This window comes from Pseudoflavonifractor sp. 60, from assembly GCF_009911645.1.
Classification (GTDB): domain Bacteria; phylum Bacillota; class Clostridia; order Oscillospirales; family Oscillospiraceae; genus Lawsonibacter.
In genome coordinates, this window is record NZ_QWKI01000330.1 from 1 (window position 1) to 687 (window position 687).

1 pseudogene is annotated in these 687 nt (G+C 65.5%); it reads right to left on the bottom strand.

Features of this window, described 5'->3' with window-relative positions:
• Positions 1-534, bottom strand: a pseudogene (locus D1646_RS22215) (hypothetical protein); the annotation flags it as partial.
• Between the last annotated feature and the right edge of the window lie 153 nt (positions 535-687).

A 687-nucleotide genomic window follows, 5' to 3' on the forward strand; every position in this document is an offset into this window, starting at 1 on the left:
TAGGGGGCCGTTGTTCTTCCAGGTCCCCGATACGCCGTCAAAGACGAAGATATCGAAGGGGGCCTCGGTCCCCACCCCGTAGGCGTCCCCAGGCTCCGGGGCCGTCACAGCCGCCTCCAGGACTCCCAGACTGTCGAAGTACCCCAGGATGGTCAGCCCCTTGCCCGTCTCTCCACGGGCGCCTCTGGGCCCCGCAGGGCCCTCTGGACCAGGCACCCCCTGCTCCCCACGGGGCAGGCCGAACGCAAGATGTACTTTGCCTTCCCGGATGCTCTTGCTGACGCTCGCCGTCTCGCCGGAGTGGGCCGACACCGTCATGCCGGTCACCGACTCCACCGCATTGCCGGCCTCCGCTGCCGCTGCCTGGGCCTGGTCCACATAACCTTGCACCTGTCCCACCACTGCCTGACGGCCAAACTCTTTGAACTGGGCTCCGGTGACCTTCACCGCTTTTCCCTGCTGCTCCGCCACCAGAAGGGAGTCGTCCTCCAGCTGCTCCGCCTGGGGCAGTGCGCCAATGTTACTGTCTGCCATTGTGTCAACCCCCTAACGATGTCACCCGGCTGTCCAGCTGGGTGACCTTGTTGGATATCTCGTCCACTTTTTGGGCCAGCGCCTCCACCCGGCCCGTCAGCGTGGTAATCTGAGCGGCCATCTCCCCCAGGCTCCGGGTGATGAAAGCGCGCA